22 protein-coding genes are annotated in these 25,335 nt (G+C 56.8%); 9 read left to right on the top strand and 13 right to left on the bottom strand.

Going from position 1 to position 25,335, the window contains the following annotated elements:
- The 4 genes from JXO48_10490 to JXO48_10505 form a co-directional block, all read right to left on the bottom strand.
- Complete coding sequence (locus JXO48_10490) at window positions 1-438, bottom strand: VOC family protein (protein ID MBN2284307.1); 438 nt, start codon at window positions 436-438, stop codon at window positions 1-3.
- A 64-nt stretch (window positions 439-502) separates the two neighbouring features.
- Window positions 503-2,092 (bottom strand): AMP-binding protein, encoded by a 1,590-nt coding sequence (locus JXO48_10495; GenBank protein ID MBN2284308.1) that lies wholly within the window; start codon window positions 2,090-2,092, stop codon window positions 503-505.
- A gap of 118 nt (window positions 2,093-2,210) precedes the next feature.
- Window positions 2,211-3,359, bottom strand: a complete 1,149-nt coding sequence (locus JXO48_10500; protein ID MBN2284309.1) for an acyl-CoA dehydrogenase family protein — start codon at window positions 3,357-3,359, stop codon at window positions 2,211-2,213.
- 52 nt (window positions 3,360-3,411) lie between these two features.
- A complete protein-coding gene (locus JXO48_10505; protein ID MBN2284310.1) occupies window positions 3,412-4,182 on the bottom strand; it encodes an enoyl-CoA hydratase/isomerase family protein in 771 nt (256 codons plus the stop codon).
- 517 nt (window positions 4,183-4,699) lie between these two features.
- Between JXO48_10505 and JXO48_10510 the strand changes: the two genes are divergently transcribed.
- Window positions 4,700-5,317 (top strand): TetR/AcrR family transcriptional regulator, encoded by a 618-nt coding sequence (locus JXO48_10510; protein ID MBN2284311.1) that lies wholly within the window; start codon window positions 4,700-4,702, stop codon window positions 5,315-5,317.
- Window positions 5,318-5,404: 87 nt separating this feature from the next.
- Here the strand turns inward: JXO48_10510 and msrB are convergent, their stop codons facing one another.
- From msrB to JXO48_10540, 6 genes are all read right to left on the bottom strand, one after another.
- On the bottom strand, window positions 5,405-6,523 hold the full coding sequence (msrB, locus tag JXO48_10515; protein MBN2284312.1) for a peptide-methionine (R)-S-oxide reductase MsrB: 1,119 nt from the start codon (window positions 6,521-6,523) through the stop codon (window positions 5,405-5,407).
- 122 nt (window positions 6,524-6,645) lie between these two features.
- Window positions 6,646-7,608, bottom strand: a complete 963-nt coding sequence (locus JXO48_10520) for a DUF4340 domain-containing protein (protein MBN2284313.1) — start codon at window positions 7,606-7,608, stop codon at window positions 6,646-6,648.
- Between the two features lie 10 nt (window positions 7,609-7,618).
- Window positions 7,619-9,799 (bottom strand): Gldg family protein, encoded by a 2,181-nt coding sequence (locus tag JXO48_10525; GenBank protein MBN2284314.1) that lies wholly within the window; start codon window positions 9,797-9,799, stop codon window positions 7,619-7,621.
- Between the two features lie 16 nt (window positions 9,800-9,815).
- Window positions 9,816-10,517: an ABC transporter permease subunit gene (locus tag JXO48_10530; protein ID MBN2284315.1), complete on the bottom strand. Its 702-nt coding sequence runs from the start codon at window positions 10,515-10,517 to the stop codon at window positions 9,816-9,818.
- A gap of 1 nt (window position 10,518) precedes the next feature.
- Window positions 10,519-11,451 carry an ATP-binding cassette domain-containing protein gene (locus tag JXO48_10535; GenBank protein ID MBN2284316.1) on the bottom strand — a complete coding sequence of 311 codons (933 nt, stop codon included), beginning with the start codon at window positions 11,449-11,451 and terminating at the stop codon, window positions 10,519-10,521.
- 69 nt (window positions 11,452-11,520) lie between these two features.
- Window positions 11,521-13,224 carry a hypothetical protein gene (locus JXO48_10540; protein MBN2284317.1) on the bottom strand — a complete coding sequence of 568 codons (1,704 nt, stop codon included), beginning with the start codon at window positions 13,222-13,224 and terminating at the stop codon, window positions 11,521-11,523.
- 256 nt (window positions 13,225-13,480) lie between these two features.
- On the opposite strand from JXO48_10540, the gene JXO48_10545 reads away from it, so the two are divergent.
- On the top strand, window positions 13,481-15,844 hold the full coding sequence (locus tag JXO48_10545; GenBank protein ID MBN2284318.1) for a PAS domain S-box protein: 2,364 nt from the start codon (window positions 13,481-13,483) through the stop codon (window positions 15,842-15,844).
- Between the two features lie 19 nt (window positions 15,845-15,863).
- Here the strand turns inward: JXO48_10545 and JXO48_10550 are convergent, their stop codons facing one another.
- Window positions 15,864-16,751 carry a TIGR01212 family radical SAM protein gene (locus JXO48_10550; GenBank protein MBN2284319.1) on the bottom strand — a complete coding sequence of 296 codons (888 nt, stop codon included), beginning with the start codon at window positions 16,749-16,751 and terminating at the stop codon, window positions 15,864-15,866.
- 334 nt (window positions 16,752-17,085) lie between these two features.
- Between JXO48_10550 and mnmG the strand changes: the two genes are divergently transcribed.
- The 7 genes from mnmG (at window position 17,086) to JXO48_10585 (ending at window position 23,587) form a co-directional block, all read left to right on the top strand.
- Window positions 17,086-18,960 carry a tRNA uridine-5-carboxymethylaminomethyl(34) synthesis enzyme MnmG gene (gene mnmG / locus JXO48_10555; GenBank protein MBN2284320.1) on the top strand — a complete coding sequence of 625 codons (1,875 nt, stop codon included), beginning with the start codon at window positions 17,086-17,088 and terminating at the stop codon, window positions 18,958-18,960.
- Window position 18,961: 1 nt separating this feature from the next.
- On the top strand, window positions 18,962-20,215 hold the full coding sequence (locus tag JXO48_10560; protein ID MBN2284321.1) for a UDP-N-acetylglucosamine pyrophosphorylase: 1,254 nt from the start codon (window positions 18,962-18,964) through the stop codon (window positions 20,213-20,215).
- Between the two features lie 93 nt (window positions 20,216-20,308).
- Window positions 20,309-20,563 (top strand): hypothetical protein, encoded by a 255-nt coding sequence (locus JXO48_10565; GenBank protein ID MBN2284322.1) that lies wholly within the window; start codon window positions 20,309-20,311, stop codon window positions 20,561-20,563.
- A gap of 84 nt (window positions 20,564-20,647) precedes the next feature.
- Window positions 20,648-20,851, top strand: coding sequence for a cytosolic protein (locus JXO48_10570; protein MBN2284323.1), 204 nt, complete (start codon window positions 20,648-20,650; stop codon window positions 20,849-20,851).
- Window positions 20,852-20,880: 29 nt separating this feature from the next.
- Window positions 20,881-21,660: an alpha/beta hydrolase gene (locus JXO48_10575; GenBank protein ID MBN2284324.1), complete on the top strand. Its 780-nt coding sequence runs from the start codon at window positions 20,881-20,883 to the stop codon at window positions 21,658-21,660.
- Window positions 21,661-21,741: 81 nt separating this feature from the next.
- A complete protein-coding gene (locus tag JXO48_10580) occupies window positions 21,742-23,070 on the top strand; it encodes an MFS transporter (GenBank protein ID MBN2284325.1) in 1,329 nt (442 codons plus the stop codon).
- Between the two features lie 67 nt (window positions 23,071-23,137).
- Window positions 23,138-23,587, top strand: a complete 450-nt coding sequence (locus JXO48_10585; protein ID MBN2284326.1) for a PaaI family thioesterase — start codon at window positions 23,138-23,140, stop codon at window positions 23,585-23,587.
- A 269-nt stretch (window positions 23,588-23,856) separates the two neighbouring features.
- On the opposite strand, the gene JXO48_10590 is transcribed toward JXO48_10585, so the two are convergent.
- On the bottom strand, window positions 23,857-24,204 hold the full coding sequence (locus tag JXO48_10590) for a P-II family nitrogen regulator (GenBank protein ID MBN2284327.1): 348 nt from the start codon (window positions 24,202-24,204) through the stop codon (window positions 23,857-23,859).
- 1 nt (window position 24,205) lies between these two features.
- On the bottom strand, window positions 24,206-25,335 hold a 1,130-nt coding region (locus JXO48_10595; protein MBN2284328.1), incomplete at its 5' end, for a DUF1538 family protein.

Raw genomic sequence — 25,335 nt, forward strand, 5'->3', positions numbered from 1 at the left:
TCAAGAGTTCACTTCGCCGTCCGGGAATACATAATCCTTGGGGTATTCAATGAGCTCGAACATGACCCCCGAAAATGCCTTGGGGTGAACGAAGGCAAATTTCCCCCCCAGCAGGTCAAGGGGGGTCTCGTTTATCAGGCGGCAGCCCTGTTCTTTCAGCGCAAGGAGACGCCCGGCAAGGTCGTCGACGGCAAAGGCGACATGGTGCAGTCCCTCGCCGCGGCTGTCGATGAACCGGGCGATGAGGCCGTTTTCATCGGTAGGTTCCATGAGCTCAAAATCCACGTTGCCGAGCTTCACCATTCGAAAGCGCATCCCGAACAGGGGAACCTCCATAATGTCGCCGGCCTCACCCCCGAGCAGGTCAACGAAGAGCTTCGTGCTTGCCTCGAGGTCTCTCACCGCAATTCCGACTTCCGTAATCTTTTTCAGTTTCAACGGTCCGTTCCTCCTTTCGTCGATAGCTTGAGCTTGCACCGGAACCTGTACACCGGAGGGGTCCTTACTCCGCATACAGATCGGTATACTGCTGTTTGATCACGTTCTTCTGGATCTTGCCCGTACTGGTCATGGGCAGTACGTCGAGAAACACCACCTTCTTCGGAACTTCAAAACCGCCCAGCCGTTCCTTGCACCAGGTGATGACGTCTTCCTCCGTCAGCTCCTCACCGGGCTGCCGGACGACGAAAGCGGTGATCGCCTCGACCCATCGTTCGTGGGGCAGACCGACGACGGCGGCTGCCTGGATACGGGCATCGGCCAGCAGCGTTTTCTCGACCTTGATGGAGGGAACGTTCTCGCCCCCTGTCTTGATCATGTCCTTCTTCCGATCGACAAAGGCCAGCAGGCCGTCCTCGTCGAAATAGCCGATGTCTTCCGAGTGGTCCCATCCGTACTTTCTCGTCTCATCCGTCGCATGGCTGTCTTTCAGGTATTCGATCAGATGGGCGGGGCCGCGGCGGACGATCTCACCGACCTCGCCCCGGGGAAGGATGTTCCCGTTGTCATCCATGACGACCGTTTCAACGGTAATGGCCGGTTCGCCCCAGTAGTTTCCCTTCTTTTTCAACTGCCACTCGGGCTTGAAATTTTCCGATGAGGGGAAGAATTCGGTCCGGCCGGTACCGAGATAGAGATTTTTCGTGAAGACCTCGCCGATCTGCTCCAGGGTGCGCTGGTCCATGGGAGTCATGGCATACATGGCGCGCTCAACGCTGGAAACATCGTAGTCCTTCAGGTTCGGATGGTCGAGCATGGCCCGCCAGATCATGGGAAGGACGAAAACAAAGGAGATCTTTTCTCGCTGGATGGCTTCGAGGATTTCCGTGATGTCGAAGAGGGTCCGGAACAGAACGGTCCGGGCGCCGACGTGGAAGAACGAAGTGGTGCATGCCTGCTGGGCGGCGTGGAACATGGGCAGTACGATCGAGCCGACGAATCTCCGGGGGATCTCGTATTCAACGAGGTTGGCCAGTGATGTGATATACACGGTGAGATGGGATATGACGACACCCTTGGCCCGTGCGGTTGTCCCGCTGGTGTAGAGGATCCACATCGGGTCCCGCTCCCAGATGATCGCTTCCGGTTCGTTATCGGGCTGCCCGTCGATGAAGGCGTAAAAATCAACGTAGTGTGCCGGCATGGGGGCCTTCGAGGCGGGGATCGATATGTAATGCCCCACGTTCGGGCATCCCTCGCGTATCTGTTCGACCATGGGGATGAAGGCGTCGTCGACGATCACGGCCTTGGCTTCGGAGTGGTTGATCATGTACTTGATGTCTTCGGGATTGAGAATCGGGTTCAGGGGGACCATGATGATGCCCGTCTTGGTGATGCCGTAGAGAGCAATGACATATTCAATGGAATTCGGCCCGATGAGCGCGACCCGGTCGCCCTTTGAAAAGCCCAGGTTCATCACCGCGTGGGCGAACTGGTTCATCCGCCGGTTGAGCTCGCCGTAGGTCAACCGGATGAAATCGTCGCCGCGCCGTTCGACGATCGCTTCCTTGCCGGCGTTGTGTCTGGCATTGCGCCTGAAGATGTCGCCCACGGCAACCCGCTGCACAAGATTGTGTTCCAGTTTCGATACCATAGTGTTCCCTCCTTTATGTCCGTTTCCGGCACATGGATATTTTCAGGATTTCACGCACAACCCCTTTTCCTGGGGAATTGTTTCGATCCACGCCCAAGCGGACCGAAGATGCGTGCCTTCATCGCAAAAGGTCCCGGATGGCGATCAGCTTCTGTATTTCCGAGGTGCCGCCGCCGATGGTCTGCAGCTTCGCGTCCCTCATCATCCGTTCCACGGGGAATTCCCTGGTGAATCCATATCCGCCAAGGATCTGCACCGCTTCCGTGGTTGCCCTCATGGACATTTCGGTGGCGTAGAGTTTTGCGAAGGATGCGGCCAGGTTCGCGTCACGGCCGCGTTCCCCCTTGTCGGCCAGCGCCGCGCCTTTGTAGACGAGGAGCCTGGCGGCTTCGATTTCCATCGCCATGGTCACGAGCTTGTCCTGGATCAGTTGAAATGATGAGATCGGCCGCCCGAACTGGACGCGCTCCTTTGCGTATTTCAGGGAGAACTCGTAGGCGCCGCGGGCGATACCAACGGACATGGCACCGAGGCTCAACCGCTCCGTGTTGAGCCCGCTCATGAGGATCAGGGCCCCCATATTTTCCTGCCCTATCAGGTTTTCCTTCGGAACCATGCAGTCTTCAAAGATCAACTCCCCCGTGGGTGATCCCCGCCAGCCCATCTTTTCGAACTGTTTGCCCGAGGAAAATCCGGGGAATGTCCTCTCCACGACAAAGGCACTGATGCCGTGGGCGCCGGCGGCCGGGTCCGTCTTTGCGTAGACGATGAAGGCATCACCGACCGGTCCGTTGGTGATAAAGGTCTTGGCTCCGTTCAGCACATAGTGGTCGCCTTTCATCACTGCCGTCGTCTTCATGGAAGTGACATCGGAGCCCGCCTCCGGCTCGGTCATGGCAATGCCGCCGATCATGTCGCCGGCACACATGGGAGGAAGATATCGTCTCCTGAGAGTTTCGCTTCCGTTTCTGAAAAGATTGTCACTGAAAAGATCGGCGTTGGCCCCGCAGGCGACGGCGGAAGAGACACAGACGGCGCTTATTTCCTCGGCAACGATCATCAGGTCCATGTATGTTCCGCCTGCCCCCCCGTATTCTTCCGGAATGGTGATGCCCAGAAATCCCAGGTCGGCCATCTTTTTGAAATTTTCGTAGGGGAAACGCTCGTCGCGATCGATCTCATATGCCATGGGCGCGAGTTCGGTATCGGCAAATCTGCGCGCCGTCTCCTTCAGCATCTGTTGTGATTCAGTCAGTTCGAAGTCCATATCACCATTCCTCCTCACGTTCTCGCTGTCAGTTGATCGCGGGCAATCCTTTTTACCTGCCTTTGAAATCCGGTTTTCTCTTTTCGAAGAATGCTTGTGGCCCTTCTTTCGCGTCTTCCGAGGCAAAGACCTCGCGCGCAAAATAACTTTCCATGATGTAGGCGTATTCAACGGGTACTTCGTAGCAGCGGAGGGCCGATTCTTTTATGCGACGAACAGCGAGCGGTCCGTTCCTGCAGATCCTTTCGGCGGTCTTGAGCGCCGTCGGCATGAGATCTTCCTTTTTCACTATCCTGTTGATGAGCCCGATACGGAGAGCTTCCTCGGCGGAAAGGGAGTCGCCCACAAGAAGAATTTCCATGGCGCGGCAGTAGGGGACCTGCCGGAGCAGCCGGACCGTCGATCCCGCGGCTGGAAACAGCCCCCATCGAGGTTCGGCGAGACCGTATGTCGCATAGTCGACGGAGATCCTGATGTCGGTTCCCTGTATCAATTCCGTTCCCCCGGCGAGACAGAGGCCGTTGATCGCGGCGATGATCGGTTTGTAGATCTTGAAGTTCTTTAAGAATCCCGGGATCTCGGGGATGACCTGAAGCTTTCCCGAGGTAAGCTGCGGGATCAGCTCACCGAGGTCGGCACCGGCCGAGAATGATGTGTCCCCGGCGCCGGTAAGTATTGCCACCCACAGATCATCATCATCTCTGAAGTCTTCCCATACCCTTCCCAGTTCGAACAGGTCTTCACTGTTGAGGCAATTCATCGCCTCGGGGCGATTGATCGTGATCAATGCGATTCTGCCCTTTTTTTCATAGTCGATAGCCATCTGTAAGACCTCCCCTGATCAATGTCTTTTCCATCTTTCTTCCGGCATGCACCGGAGGGCAGTAAAGAAAAGCACCTTGATTTTACGAAAGGTTCATTGCCTGAACCCGGTGAGGAGCGGGACGTCCGTTCCTCACCGGGAAGAGAATCGGTTGTGCTCTAATGTGTACAGTGTTCATATATATCGGGTGTTTTATTCCTGTCAAGATTTATTTATCCCCTTCGCTATTTTCTTGGGAATTTGAGTGATGAGTAGATATAACTATCTAATATAATACAGTATATAGTAGTTTGGTCTGTGTCGGCGTCATCTGTCTCATGGCAACGGCGTCGAGGCGTCGAAATGTACTTGACAGTGTAACAGTGTACACATATACTTGCACATCATGCGGTATGTCGGAATGTTCCTGGCGGCATTTTTGAGGTGTTCGCATTTGACTTATCGGGGCAAGTATACTAACAGAATGTCCCGCCACCGGGCTTGAAAGGAGTTTTCTGTGGAGAATAACGGCAGATTCATGAAATTACGTGAACAGCAGAGAGAGACGAGAAAAAATCTGATCATTGATGCGGCGGAAATGGTCTTCATGAAGAAGCCCTTCAATGAGGTGAGCGTCCGCAAGATCGCCCGGGAGGCAGGGATAGCGCCGACAGCCATCTACCGGTATTTCCCCGACAAGCAGAGCCTTTTCTGCGCTGCCTATGAGCGGGACGCCCAGAGACTGCTCAAGGTGGTGGCAGAGACGATCGGTGACGGCGGTGAATTGAAGATAGAAGAACTGTCGATGAAATATATTGAATTTTTCAGGAAATACAGCCAATCCTTCAAGATCCTGGCGAATTTCACTGTCGACGAGACCATCAGCGAAGATTGCACCAGGATGCTCAATCTGGCGACCCGCCCGATCATCGATCAGGTAGAACGCTACTTCAGAAGATTTCAGCCTGAAATAGAGGCGCGGGTCCTGGCCCGCTCCTATTTCGCCGCCATCAACGGTGCGCTCATCTCGTACTGGAAGTATCCCGGGAAAACGGACGAGCAGATCTGGGAACACATGAGAACGATCGCCACCGCCGTTTCGAAGATCTTCACCAGTTACCTGGAGACCCATGCGGCAAATGACACGGCCGGGTAGGAGAGTGATGTCCCCTTTGCCGGCCTGTGTTTCGAAACGCTGCCGGCGGAAGTGCCGGCAGTTTTTCTGCTACGGGTCAGCCGGTTCTCAGTCCTCAAAGAGTTTCAGGTATTCTCCGTAGCCTTCCTTTTCCATGTCCTTCCGGGGGATGAACCGCAGGGCCGCGGAGTTTATGCAGTAGCGCCGTCCCGTCGGCGCGGGGCCGTCATCGAAGACATGGCCCAGGTGCGAGTCGGCCCCGGCGCTCCTCACCTCCGTGCGGGTCATGAAGAGGCTGCGGTCCTTCCTTTCCGTTACGCCGTCCTCTGCGATCAGTTTTGTAAAGCTCGGCCACCCCGTGCCGGAATCGAACTTGTCTGTCGAGCTGAAGAGCGGCTCACCCGAGACGATATCGACGTAGATCCCTTCCTCTTTGTTGTTCCAGTATGCGTTGGCAAAGGCCCGTTCGGTCCCGTTTTCCTGGGTGACATGATACTGAAGGGGGGTGAGCTTTTCCTTGAGTTGCTGCCTGCTCATTTCGCCCTGTGACCGTTCTGCGTTGGTGAAGGCCCGCTCGTCGAGCCGGACGGACTCAAGAAACCGGTCCCGGCCGGAATGCGACCGGTACAAATTGTAACGGACCGCGTTCTTGCGGTGGTAATCCTGGTGGTACTTCTCGGCGGGATAGAACGCCCCGGCCGGCGTGATCTCCGTCACGATCGGCCCCGCGAACGCGCCTGATTGTTCAAGGGCCGCCCGTGATGCTTCGGCACGTTCCTTCTGTTCCTCACTGTGATAGAAGATGGCCGTCCGGTACTGACCACCCCGGTCCACGAACTGCCCGCCGCTGTCGGTGGGGTCGATCTGTTTCCAGAAGACGGAAAGAAGCTCATCGTAAGATATCTTTTCGGGATCGTAGGTTATCCGGATCGCCTCGGCGTGGCCCGTGGTCCCGCGCGATACTTCCTCGTAGGTGGGATCCTTGACATGGCCTCCCGTATACCCGGCGACGACGTCGATGACGCCGTTGAGTTTTTCGAAAGGCGGTTCCATGCACCAGAAACAACCGCCCGCGAAGGTCGCCGGTTCGTAAGTTCCGCCCGCATGGGCGGCGGTGCTCAGCATGCCGCCGTGCTTTTTCCCTATACCCGGCAGGCCGGTGAGAAACGAGAGAACGAGACCGAGGCCGGCCAGCCATATGAGAAGAGATGTGATCTCTATTTTCATGGTTTGTGTACCTCCTGTGAAAGTAATATAACCATCATTCATGCGGAGGCAACAGGGGGTTCTGCCGGAAGGGCAGTGGACGCCCCCCGATAAACGTAAAGAAGCGTTCTGATATTAGATATTTACGGCTCTCTGGTCAGTTCGTCGGCCAATGATGCCAGGGAGTCGTAGCGGTAGTCATGCAGGTAAAATGGACAGGCCCTTCGGGATGAACGGGCGGGGTAGCGGTCGGCCTCGTCCGTTTCCTTTGCGTATACGGTCAGCTCTTCATTCTGAGGACCCTTCAGAGTGATCGTCATGAGGGGCTCATGGCGGTCCGTGCCGCCGGTCTCATCCCTGAAGGATTCGCAGGTGAGCGATGAGAGGGTGGAGAGGAGTCGCTTGACGATCCTCTCGTCGACGGTGTTGCCCGCGGCGTCCTGCCATCCCGTCTTTCCGGGGCCCGGCGTTGTGTCCTCTTTTGTTTCGTCTGTTTTTTCAACAGGTTCCTCGCTGTTCACACGATGAAGGACGGTGGTTCCCGTCTTCCGGGTTATGGTCACCGTTTCGATGTCGCCGGCCCTGAAGGAAAGCACGGTTTTGTCCCGGACGTCATCGAGGGTCACATCGAACTGTGACCGGAGAATACCCGTGCCGTGGAATACCCTGTCGTCGCCGGCAAGCCGTATGAAGGCGTGGTTTCTGGTAGGCACCTCCTTCCCCACGTCGAACTCGCGGCCCAGGTGGCTTCCCGTCCAGGCTTTGACGGTGATCCGCTCCTCGTCGTCGAGACCGTACCGTTCATATTGCCTCGATTCCGATACCAGGGCCGTCACGGCGAGGTCCGCCACGGCGTCGACCATGTTCCCGATCCTTTTCCCGTCCGCGGCGTATCCCTCGGGGACGATCTGCCAGGCGCCGGCTTTCTTTTCCACGACGAGAGCGTTCCCCCCGTGTGTTATTTCCAGTTTTGATATGTCCTGCCGCTTGATCTCGGGAAGCTGCGGGAGCCGGTAGTGGGTCCGGTCGGCCCGATGAAGGACAAGGTAGGCACTGAGGCCGATGATGACGGCGGCGAGTATGACATGTTCCATTTTCAGTTTCATGATGCGTCCTCTACTTCTCGAACAGGTACTGTATATGTTTTTTCCGCGCGGCACGGTGCCACCAGACGATAAGCCCGAAGAGCACCACCAGTACGGGGAGACCCGCGATGTTCAGTGTTTTGACGGCGGTCTTGACGATTGCATCAGTTTCGTGGAGCGGGTTGAACTTCTGTTCCTTGCTCCGCATGACGGCGATGTCACTCCGGCCGTTCAGGTAATCGATCAGGTTCATCACGAGCATGGCGTTGGTGGAAAGGCCCGCTTCATCGATCATGTTGTCGGTGAGCAGCTCCGATGAGGCGATAACAAGGATTTTTGCCTCTTTCCCCTCTTCGACGAACGTCCCCTCGCCGGTTATCCGCGATGGGTCGATCGCCCCGGCTTTATTTGCTTCGGCGCCTTCAGCGCCCCCGTCACCGGTTTCCGATGTCGCTCTCTCGGGAATAGGTTTCCCCTTGAAATAACTGGTAAAGGTTCCTTCAAGGAGGTATCCGAGGGAACGGCGTCCCCGTTCGTCTTCCGATTCAGGCGGCGGTTCTATGAACAGGGGGTTGAGCGAAATGGCATCCTTCATTTCCCAGGATCTGTCCGATGAAGTGAAGATTTCCGTGACTTGTATCCTTTTTTTGTCGGCCGATACCGTGAGGGGTGATATCTTCAGCACCACGAATCCCTTGAGCGTTTCCAGTACGGGGAGGTCGTGATTGATGTTGGCGTCGAGGATGATCGGAGCGAAGTAGAGGGGACGCTCGCCGCCGCCGAACTGCCGGGGGAGCCGCTGGCGGAAGCAGTTTTCATCCATGACGTAGGACCTTTCCACGGTGACGCCATAGTGGGCAAGGAGTTTTTCAAGTCCCGTGTCGAGGGGAACATATGTCGGCTGCTGGCCGAAACCATAGTTCCGCCGGTCCGGCAGCTGCTCCTCAAAGGCATCGGCAAAAACGGCAAGTGTCTTTCCCCGCATGAGGTACTGATCGAGCCGGTAGAGCTCGTAATCGGTGAATGTCTCACGGGGACCGGCGATGATGAGGCAGTTGAAGGTGTCCGGAATGGGATCGTCGCCGATGGTCACCTCCTCGATCGAATAGGTCCTGCCGGCCAGTGAGGAAAAGTTCGAGAGCCTGCGGGTCCCGGGCTGCTCCATGCCGGGGATCGGCGGCATCTCGGACATGACGGGTGTTCCGTGGTCCGCGAGGTACCCCAGGTTTTCATTGATGCCGATCAGTGATTCGATGTTGTGGTCGATGGTATCCTCGAGTTCCTCGGCACCGGCCAGGCTGTACTGAGTGCCGAAGATGGGGATCTTCACCACGTTCAAAAGAGGTGTTTCAATGCTTTTCCCGCCGTAGGACATGACAAGTCCGATGCTCCCCGTGCCTTCTTCAATGCCGGCTTCGGGGATCGAGGGCCAGCCGAGCGTCATGATATCCTGTATCTCCACATCCCGTGCCGCCCCGGCATCCTTTCCGGGGTCAAAGGTCCTGAACCGGAGGCGGTCATAGTTCTTCCTGTTCAGGTCCTGAACAATGGTTTCGATGGTCTCGGGAAGGTTCGGCAGTTCGTCCAGTCCCATCCGGGGGGCGATCGGTTCGAGGGATGACGAGAGATAGAGCGTTACGTCAATAGTCCCCTCGAGATTCAGAAGGGCGCTGATCTTGTTGTTCAGTTTTTCCATCGCCGTCGTCAGGGCGTATTCCAGGCCGTCCGTGGAAGTGATGGTCGGTATCCGCTCGATCAGGTCGCCGTGAATGATGACGAGTCCCATATAGGCGTTCTTGAATTTGACCTCGTCCTGTTCGATATGCTGGATCTGAACGGGCCGGATACCGTAACTCCGGGCCAGCTCACGGTTGCCGCCGGCGTCGTTCCCGATGGCGCTCTCTTCGGGGCTGACATCGTAAAAACGATAATTGAAATAACGGTTTGATGCGATGGCATATTCCTCGAGAAGGTCATGAAGGTACCGTTCGATGGTGTTGTATGGGGCCGGAAGATCACGGGTAAAGAAAACATTGACCGTGAGCGGTTCCGAGAGGGTGGCGACTGCCTCCTTGCTGGCCTTTGAGAGGGAATATATCTTGTTCGCCGTGAGGTCCGCCCTGAAGAAAAGATTCATCCCCGCCAGGTTGATCAGCACGACCGCGATGGCATAAACGATAAATTTTATATAAGCACCGTACATTTTTTTCATGATCATCGCTCACTCCTCAGGTTCGCCGGCGGATGGCAAGGGATGTTCCATAGAGACCGAGAAAACAGACGCTCAGGAAATAGATAATGTCCCGCGAGTCGACGACACCTTTCGAGATGTTGCTGAAATGTTCGCCGGCTCCGAGATAGGTCAGGATATCAAGGACCGGCGGCGGGAAGAAAAAGAGCATCCTGTCGATGACGGTCAGGGCGAAGCAGATGATGACGGCGACGATGAAGGCGATGATCTGGTTTCGTGTCAGCGACGAAGCGAAAATGCCGACGGCCGTGAATGCCGCCGCCAGGAGCAGGGCGCCGAAGTAGCCGCCCGCCACCGGTCCCCAGTCGAGCTGGCCCAGGAATGATATGGTCAGCGGGTAAGCCAGGGTCGGAATGAGCATGACGGCGGCGAAGGAAGTGCCGGCCAGGAATTTTCCGAGGATGATGTCGTTCCGGGTAACGGGCATGGTAAGCAGGAGCTCATAGGACCCGACGCTCAGTTCTTCTGAAAAGAGCCGCATGGTAACGGCGGGAATGATAAAGGAAAAGATAACGGGAAGGAGCTCGAAGAAGTCCCGCAGGCTTGCCTGGTCGAATATGAAAAACGGTGTGAAGAAGAACCACCCCGTGACGAGGAGGTACACGGAAATGACGATATAGGCGATGGGGGAGACAAAATAGTGCCGCAGTTCCTTGCGGAATATGTGGATCGCTTTCATGTCAGTTCTCCTTGGTCAGTTCGCGGAATATTGATTCCAGGGTTCGTGTTTCACCGCGGAATTCGAGAAGGTCCCAGCTGGTTTCCCGGACGGCCCGGTAGACCTCCCGGCGCATATCGGATGTCGGTTCGCAGATGACCCGGACATGCAGGGGGGCCTCGTGCTCCCCGCTGGTCCCTTCGACCGCACGGACACCCGGCAGGGGTGCCAGTTTTTCCGTTACGGAGGCCGGGTCGGCCCCTTCAAGGGTCAAGGTGATATACGCCTGTCCTCCCGCCGAAAGTTTGAGCCGTTCCGTGCCGTCGTCCGCGACGATCCTGCCCCGGTGGATGATGATGATCCGGTCGCAGGTCGCCTCCGCCTCGCTCAGGATGTGCGTCGAAATGATAACGGTCTTTTCCGTTCCGATACGGCGGATGATTTCCCTGATCTCCACGATCTGGTTCGGGTCGAGGCCCGACGTGGGCTCATCGAGTATCAGTATCTCGGGGTCGCTCATCATGGCATGGGCGAGCCCGACCCGCTGTTTGAGGCCCCGGGAGAGCTCGCCGATGGGTTTGTGCATGATCTCCCTCAGGCCGCAGAGATCGGCGACGGACCTGATCCGTTCGTCCCGCTCCTCGATGCCCCGTATCCGGGAGATGTAGTCAAGATAATCATGGACGAGCATATCGTGATAGAGTGGCGCCGATTCCGGCAGATACCCCATCATGCCCTTGATCTTCAGAGGGGCCTCCTCGATAGAATGATCGCCGATCCTGATCGTTCCCGCCGTCGGCGAGAGATATCCCGTCAGCATCCTGAGGGTGGTTGTCTTTCCAGCGCCGTTCGGCCCGAGGAGCCCCACGATCTCACCGCTTTTGATGTCAAAATCGATGCCGTCGACGGCGCAGAAGCCGCCGTAATATTTTGTCAGACCCTCTACGTGAATCATTCACTGCTCCTTTTCTCTGACAACGGGTTTCATGGCTTGCTTCCGCGCCGCCGCAGCACCCGTTGTGACCTATGCTTTTCTGATCAGCAGAAACCGCGCAAAGCGGCGGTCAAGGGCCGATGCGGGGACCCATTTGTATTCTTCTGAAAATTCCTTCCACAGAAGGGACAGACTGTGTCGCATGTCTTCGGACCTCGCCGCGTCGGGCGGCCGGACCCCCCCGGTCAGGTCCCGGATGAACCGTTCCTCCCGCCCCGGCATCGCAAAGGGCGGTCCAGGTTCTCCCGTCCTGAGAAGCTCCATGAATTCATGGGCTTCCGCGATGGAGAGTTCGAGCGCCCCCTCTTTGCGGCCCAAGGTCCCGCGGGCCCAGAACGTGAAAATGATGCCGGGGGCGGTCACTGTTTCCGATTCCAGCAATTCCACAGAATGAGGGATCGTTTCATCTATTTTTCGCAGCAGGTCGTCCATCGCCCTGAGGTGGCGAAAAACCGCCGCCGCCGCCTCCAGTTCCGATACCTGTTCGAAATCACGGTACTCAGTGTCCTCCCGGCCCGTGAAGTGCCGGGGTGGCCTTTTCAGCAGCCCAGACAGGATCATGCCGGCCGGTTCCCCCCAGAACGATGCGGGAAGTCCCCGGCTCCTGAACCAGCTTTCGTCAATCCAGGTCATGACCGTATCGTTCAACGTGAGGGCCAGGCCGAAACCCACGCGGAAGATGTGTTCCAGCGGATTGTTTTCCATCAGGCGGCGTGCCCGCTGCGGGTCCTGTCCGCAGATGGATTCAACGGCGATATTCAGATACCCCCCCGCTTTCCGGCATTTTTCGCCAAGGGTGTCGAAATCAAGGCGTGACAGTCCCTCCGCCGCAGTGATCCGGTTGCACAGGCCGGCGAATTCAAACCGGATCCTGTCAAACTGTTGCGGGTCGCCGATGCCGGCAAGGGAATCTGCCAGAAGCGACGTTCCTTTCATCTGATGCAGGGGAATGACGGGGGGTGCCGGCCGGTCATCTTCGCCGGACGCATATGGATGGAATGAGGATGTTTCGTCCTCGCGCAGTGAAAGCGGTTCCAGCGGTGAAAAGACGGCCGCCGCTTCTTCGAAGGGTAAAAACCCCAGTTCGGAGATGCGGTTCGCCCGCAGGCGGTATTGCTCCTCTTCGACCTCGGAAGGAACGACGCTGACTATCTCCTGTAAGAGCGACCGGGCCATGATGTCGTCTTCCCGATACATGATCTCGATCATGCCTTCGATCGTTTTCCGGTGTTCTTGGTCGGTGACGCGCAGATATAAGGTGTCGTCAAAGCTGAAGAACTCATCGGTCAGCTCAAGCTCCTCGTCCGGTTCCCGTATGATCATTTCCAGGTTTCCCTGGAGAAGAAAGCGGGCAATCTGCTGCCCCTCGTAGAAAATCCACCAGGCGAGGCCTTCAGGATCGGCCTCACTGAAAAGCTGAAGCCAGTGGAGCGACCGGTTCCGGTCGACACGGTCCCGGTCCCAGATCTCGAGGTCGAGAAGGTACTGTTTCTGCTCCGATGACGCCAGCGTCAGAAGCGGAAGTACCTCATCTCCCGTCGCCTTCTTCATGAGCCAGAAAAAGTCCTGCTCGGAGAGAGATTGAACGATATCGCGGGGATTCTCGGCTTCGAGGATCACGGCAAGGGGATCACCGCCAGCGATATCAAGGGCGCGAAGCAGCGGCAGGCTGTCGTGTTCCCGCGATTTTTCTTCATTTCCGCCGGTATGTGTGTGTGATCGCCGTGAGGGCACGGATGCTTCCTTTCGTTGATGGTATTCGTTCTGTATCCTAATCATTGCGCGCTATTTGTCAAGAGTGGACCGGAATGCCGCAGAAGTCCTCCATGTTCGCCTGGAAAAAAACGGGGGGACGTTCAGTGTGAAGTATGGTATATGGAACATACATGTATCGTTTCTGAATGAATCCGTTATACAATATTTGGCAAACGAGTATCATATCCGCGTGGTTTCGCATCAAAGAACGGTGTCATAAGGGGGGGTTTTTGACATGCAGATCGGATGGGAACGAACCTTTGAAGCTCTGCCGGACCTGGTCGCGCTGATCGATGGGAGCCATCGCATTCTCAGGGTTAACAGTGCCCTGGCCGAGCGCCTGGGCACATCTCCCGATGAATGTATCGGACAGAATTGTTATCGCCTGCTTCACGGGATGGATGAGATCCCCGCCTTCTGTCCCCATCTCCGCCTCCTTGCGGACGGGGCCGTTCACAGCACCCAGGTTCACGAGGAACGCCTGGGGGGAGACTTCATCATCACCGCATCACCGTTCTTCGATGAAAGAGGAGCGCTCGCCGGTTGCGTGCACGTGGCCCGGGACATCACGGAACAGAAGAACATCGAGGACTCGATGCGGCGTCGTGAGGAACAGCTTCGCAATATCGTCGAACACAGTACGAACGTGTTTTTCTCGCATACCCCCGATCATGTTCTGACCTACATGAGCCCGAGGGTCAGAGATGTTCTCGGGTACGAGCCGGAAGAGGCCATGATTCGGTGGACGGAACTGTCTTCCGACAATCCTTTGAACCGGGAAGGGTTCGAGTTGACCCAGCGGGCGATCGACACTGGTGAGCGGCAGACCCCCTACCGGCTTGAGCTTATCAGGAAAGACGGCCGGAAGGTCTGGGTGGAGGTGAATGAAAGCCCCATTGTCCGTGATGGAAAAACTGTTGAAGTCGTCGGTTCTCTGACGGACATCACCGGGCGGCAACACGCCCAGAACGCCCTGCGGGAAAGCGAGGAAAGGTTCAGGACGATCTTCGATTCCGTGAACGATGCGATCACCATCCATGACCTGGCGACGGGTGCCGTTCTCTATTTTAATAAACGGGTCCTTGAATTGACGGGGTATGGACATGAGGAAGCACATCACCTGAACGTGGCGGCACTGAGTTCGGGGATTCATCCCTATACCCCTGAAGAGGCCATCAAATGGCTCAAGAAGGCAGCCGACGGAAAGCCTCACCTGGTCGAGTGGCAGGTGAGGGACAAGGGAGGCCGTCCCTTCTGGGTCGAGGTGAACATGCGGCGTGCCCTGATACAGGGTCAGGATTGCCTCATTATCGCCGCCCGTGACATAACGGACCGCAAGGGGATCGAGGACGCCCTGAAAGACAATGAACGGCGCCTTCGCCTGATCACCAACAACATGCTCGATCTGATCACCGTCGTCGATGTGAACGGCGACATTGAGTTCATGAGTCCCTCGCACCGGCAGGTGCTGGGATATGGACCGGAGGAACTGATCAAAGAATGGGGCGTGGACCTGATCCATCCCGACGACCGCGACATGCTCACCCAGTCGATACGTGATACCATCGCCCGGGGAAAACCCGGTGTGGCCCAGTTCCGGGTCAGGCATGCCGATGGTCATCATGTGTGGCTCGAGACAGTGGGAAACCTGATCCTTGACGAAGATGGAAACCAGGTCGGCCTTATCTTCAGCAGTCGCGACATCACCGAGTGGAAACGCGGGGAGCAGGCGCTCAGAAACGGCGAGGAAAAGTACCGTGAGATCCTCGATAACATTGATGACGGATACTATGAAGTGGACCTGGCCGGGAATTTCACCTTCTTCAACGATGTTCTTCCTCGGTTTATGGGACACTCACGGGATGAATTGATGGGAAGCACCTTCAGGATGGCGATGGATGAGGAAAATGCGGCGAAGGTGTTCCAGATATTTCACGAGGTATATCGGACAGGGGTGCCGCGAAGGCTTGCCCAGTGGGAGAGCACCAAGAAGGATGGTTCAAAGGTGTATGTGGAATCCTCCGTATTTCTCGTGCGGGACGCCGAGGGCCGCCCCGCGGGGTTCCGCGGCGTTGTCAGGGATATCACGGAACGGAAACAGTTCCAGGACAGGCTCCATGCCATGGCCATCACCGACCAGTTGACGGAGCTCCACAACCGTCGAGGGTTCATATCCCTCGCGGGGCAGCAGCTGAAGGCGGCGGTCAGGATGAAGCAGAAGCTCCTGCTCGCCTTCATCGATCTTGACGGCATGAAGCGAATCAATGATGTCTGGGGTCATGAAGAGGGTGACCGGGCGCTGGTGAACGCGGCGAAGGTCCTTCGGCAGACATTCCGCGGTTCCGACATCATCGCCCGTATCGGAGGCGACGAATTCGCCGTCCTCGCCCTCGATGTGACCGAACAGATGCCGGAGATCTTCATGGGGCGCCTCCAGGCACGGCTTGACGACCACAACAGCGGCGAGGACAGGGGATACCTTCTTTCCCTGAGCGTGGGCAATACCTTTTTTGATCCGGAAAATCCCCGCACTCTCGATGAACTCATGTCCGATGCGGACAGGTTGATGTACGAGGAAAAACGCAGAAAATCCGGCTGAACTTCCGTGTCGATCCCCTTCATGAACCGTTTTTCTGAAATTTCACCCCCTGCCAGGTGTCCCGCCGTTCCAGTTCCTTTTCGATGGCGTTGAGAACGTCCAGCTTGTTGCGTCCCCAGTCCGGGGCCAGATAGATGTCGCGGTACCCGTCGGCGGTAAGGCGCTGAACGACCATCCGGGGCGGCAGGAGCTCAAGCATGTCACACACGGTTTCAACGTATTCGTCTTTGGTCATCATCTCTATTTTCCCCTGCCGGTAGAGCTCTCCCGCGCGGGTGCCGTCAAGGGCGAGAAATGAGTGGATCTTGATCCCGTCTACGGGCAGCGAAGCCACGAACCGGGCCGTTTCGAGGATATCCTCGCGGGATTCCCCGGGTAGCCCGACTATGACATGGCAACAGATCAGGATGTTCCGTCCCGCCGTGCGTGTGACGGCATCCGTGAAGGTCTGCACATCATGGCCGCGGTTTATGGATCGCAATGTTCTGTCGTGGGCCGACTGAAGTCCGTATTCGAGCCAGACGTGATACTTCCCTGCGTAGCCTTCGAACAGCTCCAGCACTTCTTCGGGCACGCAATCGGGCCGCGTTCCGACGGCGAGACCCACGATGTCCTCCTGGGCAAGGGCTTCGTCGTAAAGGGCCTTCAGTTTTTCCCGGGGACCGTAGGTGTTGGTGAAGGTCTGAAAATAGGCGATGAATTTGTTTGCTCCCCGCATCCGTTGGAAGAGCTCCCTGGTGCTTCGTATCTGTTCGGTCACCGAGGGAAGGGGCCCCTCCCGTCGGAGTCGGGAGCCGCGGCCGTCGCAGTAGAAACAGCCGCCCACGGCCAGGGTCCCGTCGCGGTTGGGGCAGGTGAATCCCGCATCTATCTGGAGTTTGTGCACGCGACACCCGAAGGTGTTCATCAGATAGCTTTTGAAATCATAGTAACGCTTGCTGTTGTTCCAGAATTCAGGCTTCAGCGGGACACCTCATTTTTTTATTGTCATTTCAGAAGCAATGTTAGTAAACTTCCTAATTTAGTTCAAGTCGGTTATGTGGCAGAGTGGCAAAGGGGCAGAACGACAAAGTGGCAAAGTGGCAGAGGGACAAAAGGGAGGAGAAAAACTCTTGAACCTCGTGGAACCGTTTCAATGGCCGCTTCAAAAGGGATCTTTTCAGGCAACGGACAATAAATGAACGACGGCGGCGGGATGGAAATACAGAGGTTTTTTATACCCCGCGCCGGGTGAATGATATATGAGCTTTCCCGCAGTATTTGATGTCATCGTGGTCGGGGCCGGGCACGCCGGCTGTGAGGCCGCCCTTGCCGCGGCGAGGATGGGCTGTACCACGCTGCTCTTCAACATCAATCTTGACTCGATAGCGCTCATGTCCTGCAATCCCGCCATCGGTGGTCTCGCCAAGGCCCAGCTGGTCAAGGAGATCGACGCATTGGGCGGTGAAATGGCACGGATCGCGGACCGGACGGCCTGTCACTTCAGGCTGCTGAACAGCTCGAAGGGCCCGGCGGTACAGTCCTCCCGGGTCCAGTGTGACAAACAGCTTTACCGCCTCGCCATGAAAGAGGTCGTGGAGAAGCAGCAGAACCTCTATGTCAGGCAGGCCCTGGTGGATGAACTGGTCGTGGAGGGAGGTGAGGTGCGGGGCGTCCTCGATAATACCGGGTTCTTCTATGGCGGAGCGACCGTCGTCGTAACGGCGGGCACCTTCCTGAACGGCCTCGTTCATGTGGGGACCTCGCGACAGCCGGCGGGGCGTGCCGGCGAGATCGCCTCGATCAGCCTGGCGGAGAACCTGAAGAAGCTTGGTTTTGAAATGGGGCGCATGAAAACCGGGACACCGCCGCGCCTGAAGGCCTCATCCATCGATTTTTCCGTTCTCGAGCGGCAGGACAGCGATCCTGATCCCCAGCCCTTTTCCTATTTCACGAACACGCTGCGGGAGGAACGGCTGCCCTCATTTTTCGGTGCCACCACCGCGGACACCCACCGGATCATCAGGGACAATATCATGCTTTCCCCTCTGTATTCCGGTGTCATCAAGGGTGTCAGCGCCCGCTACTGTCCTTCCCTTGAGGACAAGGTGATGCGCTTTTCCGACAAGCAGAGTCATCCGGTGGTGCTCGAGTTTGAAGGTCTGGAGACGGAAGAAGTATATTCCAAGGGACTGGGTAACAGCCTTCCGCTGGAACTCCAGGAAAAGCTGGTCCATTCCGTTCGCGGGCTGGAAGAGGCTGAGATCATGCGGAGCGCCTATGCCATCGAATACGATTATGTGCAGCCCACGCAGCTCAAACAGACCCTTGAGACCAAGCTTGTCAGGGGGCTCTACCTGGCGGGACAGACCAACGGGACCTCGGGATATGAAGAGGCCGCCGCCCAGGGCATGTGGGCCGGTATCAACGCGGCCCTGGCCGTTCAGAAGCGGCCGCCATTCATTCTCGACCGTTCCGAGGCCTACATGGGGGTCCTTGTGGATGACCTGATCACCCGGGGTGTCGATGAACCGTACCGGATGTTCACCTCCCGGGCTGAATACCGCCTCATACTCAGAGAGGATAATGCCGTCTTCCGGCTCATGGGAAAGGGCCATGAACTGGGATTGATCTCCGACGATGCCTGCAGGGAGATAGAAGAGAAGACCCGGCTCATCGAAGCGGGTATCGCCTCCCTCTCATCGAGAAAACTCTATCCCCTGGCTGAAACAAATACCCGCCTTGAGGCGATCGGGACGACGCCGATCAGGAATCCCATCACCCTTTATCAACTCCTCCGGCGGCCCGGCCTCTCATACGATGATCTGAGCGGTTTTGAAGGATGGAAGGAACTTTCGGACCCGGTGGTGAAGAAGCAGATCGAGATAACGGCGAAGTACGAGGGGTACATCAAGCGACAGCAGGAAGCCGTTGAAAAGTTCAGGTCCCTCGAGGAAAAGAAGCTGCCGACCGGCATTGATTACGCTGCCGTTCCCAGCCTGTCAAGCGAGCTGAAGAGGAAGCTGTCGGCGGTGACCCCCGCATCGGTCGGTCAGGCCCAGAGGATTCCCGGCATGACCCAGGCGGCGCTGGCGGCCGTTCTGATACACGCAAAGAAGATGGAACAGGAGAGATAGTATGGCGAACGACGAGCACTTGTCCGGCACGGTTGTTCAACTTATGGAAAAGGGGGTCAGGATCCCGAACCCCCTCGGCGTGGAGATCGGGGACGATATAGACCCCGCCCGGATTTCCGGACGCGGGGTCGTTCTGCACAATGGGACCGGCCTGAGAGGGGAAAAGACCCTCATCGGTCCCGGGTCCGTGCTGGGCGCGGAAGCGCCGGTCACCGTGGTGAACTGCCGGCTCGGCCCGGGTGTGGAACTAAAGGGAGGATATTTCAAGGGATCCGTCTTCCTTGAAAAGGCGAACATGGGATGCGGCGCCCAGGTGCGTGAAGGGTCGATCCTCGAGGAAGAGGCAAACGGCGCTCATACGGTGGGACTGAAACAGACCATCCTGTTTCCTTTCGTGACCCTGGGAAGCCTGGTCAATTTCTGTGATTGCTTGATGGCCGGGGGGACGAGCCGCACGGATCACAGCGAGGTCGGCAGTTCCTATATCCATTTCAATTACACACCGAACCAGGATAAGGCCACGGCATCATTGATCGGCGACGTTCCCCACGGGGTAATGCTCAATCAGCCGCCGATCTTCCTGGGCGGACAGGGAGGGCTTGTCGGTCCGGCGAGGATCGGGTTCGGTACGGTCATCTCGGCGGGTACGGTGTACCGATCCGATTGCCCCGAGGGCGGAAAACTGCTGAGCGGCGTCAACACCGAGGCTGAAAAGGCCTTTCATCCGGGTTTTTACGGGGACGTTCAAAGAAGGGTGTCCAATAATGTCTGCTACCTGGCGAACCTGCTGGCGCTGAAACAGTGGTACGCCGTTGTCCGCCGGCCCTTTTTCCATTCCATGGAACTGGGGGATGAGCTGTTCAAAGGGGCGCTGGAGACACTTGATGCGGCAATATCGGAACGGATCAAGCGATTCGAGGCCCTTGCGGAGAAGATGGAACGATCCATCGCGATCGCGGAAAAGATAGGGACCGGCCGGAAGATGAACAATCTTGTGACACAGAAACGTGAACTGCTGGAAGGCTGGCCGCGGATCAAGCAGTGTTTCATCGATGCCGGCGATGATGCGGGATCCGAGGTGCCTGAGTCGTTCCGCGCTCTGATCGACGGGGAAGCTGAGAAAAAGGGCGATTATATAACCGTCATCCGTTCTCTCGATGATCCTTCCTCATCGGCGGGTACGGTATGGCTGCAATCCATCGTGGACGGCATTAGTGCGAAGGCCCTTGGCGTTATTCCTTCATTTTCATCGTGATCGGCAGGGTTCTCCGGAAAACGGAGCCGGGGAGAGGATCCGTGCTTCCCGGGCGAGTCCCGTGTTCCTCTCGGGACAGGAAGGATAGAGGCAATGAACACGCATTTTCTGATCATGATCCTCATCGTCGGCGTCTTACTGGCGATCTTGTGGGTCTCGGCCGGGCGGATCTATCGTTCACACGCCGCGACGAAGAACTCGCACCCCTTTCTTTTCAAGTTGTTCGGTTTCAATGAGAGATATATCGACGACCGTGAACGATGGATCCGAACGTTCCGTTCCCAGCTTGTTCTGATCCTCTGTCTGTATGTGGTGGTGCTCCTGGCCCTGACGATCATCAGGGGGTGACGGCAGGTTGCGGCGAACGGCGGCCCGCACGATATCCCGTTTCGGTGCGGTATATCCAGTGTACCTCTGTGAAAAGGAAACAAAATGGAATGCAAGAAGGAAGAGAATCTCGTCGTCTGTAACTGTACCTACGAACCCTGCTCGCGAAAAGGCGTATGCTGTGACTGTATCAGGTATCACCTGAAGAAGCGGCAATTGCCGGCCTGCTGTTTTACCGCCGGACCGGAACGGACCTATGACCGGTCGTTCGAGTATTTTGCGCGGCTGGTCATGGAGAAAAAGCTGTAGGAAGCATGGGGGTATGAGAAGGAGGGGCAATGATGAACGAAGAAAGGACGCAGGTGCACCATCCCCTGATATTCGTCCACGGTGCCTGGCATGGAGCGTGGGCGTGGGAACTCTTCTCGGGATATTTCAGGGGAGAGGGATATGAATGCAGGGTATTTGATTTCCGGGGGCATGGCGCCCGGGTTGGTGAAAGTCTTTCCCCCTTCACGAGTGCGGAGCAGTACGTGGAAGACCTTGAAAAGGTCGCCGCCGAATATGAAGAGCCGATCCTCATCGGCCACAGCATGGGCGGCCTGGTGATACAGAAGTACCTGACCCGTCGGCGGGCACGGGCGGCCGTCCTGATCGCGGCGGTTCCCTTCAATGGAGTGCCGCTTTCCACGATCATGCACCTGATGGTAAAGGTGCCCCTCAAGATAGTGCAACTTTCGCTGTTTCAGCGGATCGCCATCGACCGCATGGACCTGGTCCGGGATCTCTTCTATCAGGCCGGTACGGCCGAGAACATTGTCCGCGACACATACGAAAAGGTCGTTCCCGAAAGCCCCGCCGCCCTCTGGCGCCTCTCTCTGGCCGGCAAATGTTACCCCGCGACGGCGGATATTCTTCCGGGGACTCCCCTCTGCGTCGTGCACGGCGGCAGGGATTTCTTCGTGACGCCTGCGTGCCAGGAAAAGATGGCCCGCCGGTACGGTGCCGACAGAAAATTCTATCCCGAAGAGGCCCATAATCTCATGTGTGACGGCCGCTGGCGAACCGTGGCGCAGGATGTGGACGGGTGGATCAGGTCCGTGGTGGAAACAGGGTGAGGCGGGACGGAAGTACCGGAAGAGAGCACGCGGGTTCGGGTCGACTGACCCCGGGGATTTCTCTACCAGAAGGACGAACAGATGGGTGAACAGCAGGCGGCCGCGCGGCCCGACAGCAGGAAGGAGATCGTCAGCTGGGCCTTTTACGACTGGGCCAACTCGGCTTTTGCCACCACGGTCATGGCGGGATTTTTCCCCATCTTCTTCAAAACCTTCTGCTGCAACGGCGGTGATGCCGTCACCAGCACGGCCCGCCTGGGCGTGGCAAATTCCCTGTCGGGGATCATCGTGGCCCTTTCGGCCCCGCTGCTTGGCGCCATCGCCGACCGGGGCGGCATGAAAAAGAAGTTCCTCGCCTTTTTCATCTTCATGGGCGCCCTCATGACGTCGGCGCTGTACCTGTTGTCAGCCGGGGAATGGCTTTTTGCCGTGATCGTATACATGGCCGCCGTGATCGGTTTTTCAGGCGGCAACATATTCTATGATTCCCTCCTTCCCTTTGTCGCTTCTGAAAGAAAGAGGGACTTTGTCTCCGCCCTGGGCTTTGCCTTCGGTTACCTGGGAGGCGGGATCCTTTTTGCGCTGAACGTTCTGATGACGCTGTATCCGGAATTCTTCGGGCTTGCCGGAAGGGCCGAGGCGGTGAAGCTGTCCTTCGTGACCGTCGGCCTGTGGTGGATCATCTTTTCCATACCGGTCCTGGTGGTGGTGAAGGAACCGGGGCGGAACGGGGAAGGGCGGCTCGGCGATGCCGTGCTATCGGGACTGCTGCAGTTGCGGAACACCTTCAGGGAGATACGCCATCTCAGGGTTATCCTCATTTTCCTTGGGGCATACTGGTTCTACATGGACGGTGTGGATACCATCATCAGGATGGCCGTCGATTACGGCCTCTCCATCGGTTTTGATGCCGGGGAACTTGTCATGGCGTTGCTCATCACGCAGTTCGTCGGTTTTCCCTCGGCCATCCTCTTCGGATACCTGGGCGGGAGGATCGGGACGAAACGGGCCATATTCATCGCCCTTGCCGTGTACCTTTTTGTCACTCTCTGGGGGGCCTGCATCCGTGATACCCATGAATTCTACATTCTTGCCGTCGTGGTCGGCCTGGTCCAGGGCGGTGTCCAGGCCCTGAGCCGCTCACTCTATTCGAGGATCATTCCCATTGACAAGTCGGCCGAGTATTTCGGTTTCTTTAATATGGTGGGCAAGTTTTCGGTCGTTTTCGGCCCCTTGCTGATCGGGGCCGCGGGGCTTATGGCACGGGAAGCTGGATTCAGCGCACAGGCGGCCTCGAGGATCGGCATATCGTCTGTTTCCCTCCTCTTTGTGGCTGGCGGCATCCTGTTCTTTTTCGTTGATGAAGAAAGAGGGAGGTCTGAAGCGCGATACCTGGCGGGCGGACGATGACTTCCCCGTCGTCTTCCGAACCATGCTGTTCTTTTCCTGAGGTGAAAGTGAGAAAGGAGTTGCCGTGATGACGGAATATGAGGAACTTGACGCGACATTCAAAAAGATGCTGATGGACACTATGCGTGACCGGGCGCCCTTCTGGTCGCTCCTGGGAATGGAACTTACCGACGCCCGGAAGGGATGGGCCACGGTGCGCCTTCCCTTCGCGGAGAAACTTCTGCAGCCCCTCGGCGTTGCCCACGGGGGGGCAATATTTTCCGCCGCCGATTCCGCCGTCGCCATGGCCCTGCTCGGTCTGGTGGAGCGGGATGAGGTCATCACGACGGTGGAAATGAAGATCAACTACCTCATGCCCTTCAGCGGCGGTGAGATTACGGCGGAGGCGGTCATCGTCCACAAGGGAAGCAGGACGGCCCTGGGCGATGTGACTGTCCGCAACGGACAGGGAGCGATGATCGCCAAGGCGGTGGCGACGTACATGATCATCAGGAATGACAAAGCTCCACGCTGGTAGGAATTGACGACTTCATAAAGCCGGGGATAGGGGGGCAGGGGATCGTTATTCGGGATTCATAAATGATTATATCGTTGGACGGTGTTTTCCTGACATCAGGTGTGAAGACGATCAAAAGGCATGACCTTCTTCCTGAAAGTTTGCAGTATGCCGGTTACCATTCAATACGGGATTTTATGTGAAAACAGGTTAAGTGCCTTGATTAGAACAGCACTATACACTGTTCTAATCATATGAATACGAAAAAAGGTTAAGAGCCCTGACTACCTTTATTCTTTCTCACCTTTCCCGAACGGGACAAGCCCAACGACGGCGTGAATAGGACTGACATACGCAATCCCCATACCGGGCACGTTCAGTTTCCCGGCTTCAATCACCGCATCGAATATGCGTGACGTATCCGTTTTTTCTGATACTATCAAGATAATCTCTTTTTCGGGTACGATCGCCAATCCAAGAAGGCCCAGTCTCTCTCTCAAACCCATCCCTCGACCGAAAAATACTGTTGCTCCTCCAGCACCTGCATCAAGGGCAGCCTTGGCTACCTTGTCCGCCTTTCCTCTTTGCACCACGCACGTGATTAGATCTTTTTCTTCGTTGAAATGTTCCTCATTCATATTACTGAACCTCCGCAACGTTAAGCATCCTTGCCGCTTCATTCCTGGCTTCCGTGTGCTTCACATAAAGACCGAGCAGCAGGATATTCATAACGGGATATGCTGACGCCAGTGCGATAATGCCGAAACCCTCAGCAAAACCAGTGGCATGGCTCAAGGCGATGCCGATAGCAATTTTCAATGGGACGGTCACCGGACCTGTCGTTACCGCTCCGCCATCCCAGGCTATGTTGACATATTTCTCTTGATTAAGGAGTGTTAACACAAACAATACGAAATAGGGGGGTATAAGCAAATAAAGCAGATTAACGCCATAGACCACCGAAACTATCCCCAACCCGGCGCCAACGCCCACTCCGATGGCGACAGCCTGTCCGAAGAGCCATTTTTTGAAAGCCCCTTGCGTGACATCCTCGACCTGCTGGCCCATTATGTTGAACGCCGGTTCAGCGAGGGTGGCACCATACCCCAGGATCGTCCCGAATGCAACCACTATCACCTTCCCCATTCCGGTGGGATAGAGGGATTCTGCCGGTGGATGGAATGAAAACGGCAGGCGGTGTCCCACCTGATTGCCGAGTTCCGCAAGGCCGACTGATAAACCGAAGTTAAAGAGAAGCAGGCCGACGGCGGCAAAAACGACGCCTAAAATGAGCTGAGAAAGTGGAGGCCCTTCTTCTTTGAGTAAGTAGCGTAAGAATAGATACAGAAAAATGAAGATGGGGGCAATGGCCCGGAGTGCTAAAAAAAGGGAATTACCTGCAACCTCAAGGATGCTGGCTACCCCGGCGGTGGTCGAAGGTATGTCGGTAATGACGAAGTCATCGCCAAGAATCACCGAAAGCAAAAAGGTCAGAAGGACGACCATGGTGATGGGAAGAACCGAGATCAATCCGACCATTCCAAAGCCCGCCATGCTTGTATCGGACTTCCCCGTTGCCCGGCAGACGCCCAGCCCGAGGGATAGGACCAGGGGGCAGAGCACCGGCCCCACGATCACGGCGCCCGTGTCCCATGCCAGACCTACCGCCGTGGCGAGGTTATGCTGACGTGATGCCAGTATTGTCAATATCAAGGCACATGCGACCAGGGGTAGAATGATCGGTTTCAGGCTCCAGCCGTAAAGGAATC

Source organism: Deltaproteobacteria bacterium (assembly GCA_016933965.1).
Lineage (GTDB): Bacteria > Desulfobacterota > Syntrophia > Syntrophales > UBA2210 > JAFGTS01.